The sequence below is a fragment of the Deltaproteobacteria bacterium genome (assembly GCA_028818775.1).
In the GTDB taxonomy this organism is placed as follows: Bacteria; Desulfobacterota; Binatia; order UBA9968; family JAJDTQ01; genus JAJDTQ01.
The window spans coordinates 1-3,109 of record JAPPNE010000043.1 but is presented as its reverse complement, the minus strand read 5'-3'; the positions used below and the strand labels follow the sequence as shown (position 1 = coordinate 3,109).

At 60.1% G+C, this 3,109-nt stretch carries 3 protein-coding genes; 1 reads left to right on the top strand and 2 read right to left on the bottom strand.

From position 1 onward, the window contains the following. Positions 1-201: 201 nt before the first annotated feature. Positions 202-633 (bottom strand): hypothetical protein, encoded by a 432-nt coding sequence (locus OXU42_04005; GenBank protein MDE0028554.1) that lies wholly within the window; start codon positions 631-633, stop codon positions 202-204. Positions 634-1,343: 710 nt separating this feature from the next. Continuing rightward, positions 1,344-1,856: a transposase gene (locus OXU42_04000; protein ID MDE0028553.1), complete on the bottom strand. Its 513-nt coding sequence runs from the start codon at positions 1,854-1,856 to the stop codon at positions 1,344-1,346. Between the two features lie 204 nt (positions 1,857-2,060). On the opposite strand from OXU42_04000, the gene OXU42_03995 reads away from it, so the two are divergent. After that, the gene (locus tag OXU42_03995; GenBank protein MDE0028552.1) at positions 2,061-2,543 is read left to right on the top strand and encodes a hypothetical protein; all 483 of its coding nucleotides are present in this window, start codon (positions 2,061-2,063) and stop codon (positions 2,541-2,543) included. Positions 2,544-3,109: the final 566 nt, after the last annotated feature.

The window sequence follows — 3,109 nt, the reverse complement described above, 5'->3', positions numbered from 1 at the left end:
CCAGTACTGGCATCTGTGCGGGAACGGGACGGTCTACCCGATGTAGAGACCGGAGTTGCTGACCGAAGAGGACACGACCCGGCCAGGCATGCGGCCGCGGCCTGTGGAGTGTCGTACCCGGTTGCAAGCCGTGCCATACGGCCAGGAAGCGCAGCCTGCCGTTCTGATCCGCCGACAACTACCAGACACCACACCAGGGCGCTACTTGGGCAAGTAGTCACTCCGCAATATCAATACCTGGACTCTTCCGTTGACGCCGTACTCGGTCACGTCCTCGAAGACGGCCTTGACCTTCTCGTTCGACCAATATTTGCCGGCGTCTTCCATGCTGTCGAACTCGAACTCCACGACGCGGTGCGGCGAGTCGCCGAAATAGCTGTCGTAGGAGGTGATGCGCCGCACTTCGGCAGGAGCCGTAAGGCGCTTGGCGACGCTGTTCACCCACGCGATATACTTGTCCTTGCCGTCCAGGGGATAGTCCACCGTGAAAACGTACTTTACGGCGGGCCGGCCCTTGGCGGCCTCCTGGCCGTGGACCTGCGATCCGTTCGGGAGCCACTGGGGTGCGAGCAGGCTGAGCGCCATCAGTCCGGCCGATGCCGCGGCAAGCTTCAGGGTCCTTCGATAGTTCATGCTCTGTTCCTTTTGGAGAAGTCGCTTGGTTGTTGATTGAGGGTTCTTGATAACTGCGGGGTTGGCCGGCGTCAACAAGGCTGTGGTGCGCGCGCGCGGGAATGTATCAGGCCAGGGCCGGTGCATTCCGAGGTTTCGGCCGCCGCCGCGTCACGCCAGGGACAACACCGACCGCGCGGTGATGTAGATTTCCAGCGATGAGTCGATGGGTTAGTCGGTGACTCGGTAACCCTTCGGTGGTACCGTGGAATTCTCGGCCAGCAGTACAGTAGGTGCGCGCAACTCATCGTTCTCTGCGCACAGTAACCGTTCTCCACCCCTTCAACCGTCTGGATCATCACGGCACGAGCGAAGGCTTACCCCAGGAGTGCTCATCACCCGGCGCATCCGTGTCGCTCCACGGCGCAGAATCGCGATCTGTAATGCCTTCGGGGCCGCGTGGGTCCTTGGGCGATCACCCCGCCGAACAGCCATTTCACAAGGTCCGCCTTCACCGTCGCAATGGTCGCGGTAGTTTCGTGTCGGAGGACTTCTGTGCCTGCATCGACGCCCTAGCGCTGGCCTTGCTTTCCTGCCGCAGGGTGTCAACACAATGGGGCCTTAACCCTAACAATTTCGGCCTTGATTTTATGCTGCAGCGCTTCGATATCGGCCTTGGTGGCGAGGAACTATTCCGTGCGGAACCAATACTCGACTTCGGTGAAGCCTCCTTAGGCGATTAGGTCGCGGTTGGCGAACTCCTGGTAGTCTGCCCATAGCCGCTCGCCGATCTCCGACACCGCCGTCCGCGACAGCAACGACCGACCGCTCTCGTATCTAAACGCGTCTTCGATGTCGCGCACCGATAGGCCCCGCGCCAGAAGCTCCACCGCCAGGTCCTCCAACGCCTGGGTGTGCCCCTTCAGGGTGTCCCGGATCTCCAAGTGGAACGGCTCCTCGTTCCCGGTGATCTGCGGCGCCGCGTAGTCTACTACCAGCCCTTCCGTCGTCCTAAGCCGCCCCGTGCGCACCCCATTGCGCCAGCCCTGGCCCTCGGCCGCCCCGTGCTCGTAGTACTCCCGACCCAAAGCATCGCGGCTCTCCGCCTCCAACGCCTCCTTGATGATCAGACGCGTCGCAAGCTTCACCAACTCGCCCCTCCCGTCCGCACTCGACAGTCGTCCTTCGATCAACTCCGAAAGGGATTTGCGCGTGCGCATCGATCCCGGTACTCTCTTCGCCATGGGGTGCCTCCTTGTGGCGCCGGCCTCTACCGGCGCCGGTTGGTGAATCCTCAACCAGGATGCACCCCCTTCCAATTTCCAGCAAGTTTAGGACTTCACCGCTCTGCCCGCATGGTTTACGAAACCGGAGCACTGGAAGTCACTTACGCCGCGTCCTATGTTTGACACGCGACGCGGTCGACCACGTCGTGAAGGAGAAGATTCATGAAGTACACCAGGACGGGAAAGACTGGCAACGAGAAGTATAGAGTCACAGAGAAGGGGCGCTATGTCTTGCTGGGGTGCATGAACAGCGTCGATCAAACGTTCATGGTCAAGCGGAACAACGGCAAGGTGCTGGCGAAGATGCATAAGGGGCACCTTACCGTCTATCCGGACTATGCTTGGGATGGAGTAACGTACGGCCCAGATGTCCCTTGCGCTATGGAAGCCTCTTTGGTTCATGATGCTCTGTACCAGATCATCAGAGAAAAGATGCGGTTGCCGAAAGAGTCCGAGGCTCGTCTTATGGAGTGTGCAGACAGGCACCTGTATTGCTGGGTGAAAGACAATTGCTCCTCTTGGTTGGCAAGTACCATGTACAATGCTGTGCGCGGGTATCAGACCGCAGGGTTCATCGGAGGCGCGCTTGGACTCATTTGGGGTGCGATTAGAGGGATTTTTATGCAAGAGTTCGCGTGTGCATGAGTCCGAGGAACCAGGTTTCTTGTTGGTCGCCGCCCCGGTGATCGTACCCTCCAAACTTTCGAGGACGAAGCTTGTCTGGGCAAAAGCCCCGCCGTGCAAATGTGCGGCAGCGATGAACGGGGGCCGGAGGAAAACGCGGTGACGGTCCGGCGTGCGCTTCGGGCCTGAGAAACAACTACTGCGCACTCGGTTATCCTCCAGCGGGAGGGTTCGGTCGCCCGCTCTCAAGAGAGGGAAACGGCGACATGCACGACGTGTAGATGCATGCGGCGCTACAGCAGCTTGACCAAGGTGACGATTAGGCCGCCCGCGCCGCACATGGGTTCGGCAGGCGGATCGGGACGAGGATCTTCGTGAGGACGGGCTGACGACGGTGGAGCGGGTGGAGCTACGGTGGCTTCGACGGGAGAACCGCCAGCTTCGGGAAGAGCGTGAGATCCAAAAACGGGGATCCTTTCCATGCGTTGACCCTATATCCCCATCGTGACATGAGAAAACAGCTTTTGCCGGGACTCTTCATTCAGAGACCGCATGTGAACAAGGAGGGCAAACCATGGCCACCCTGC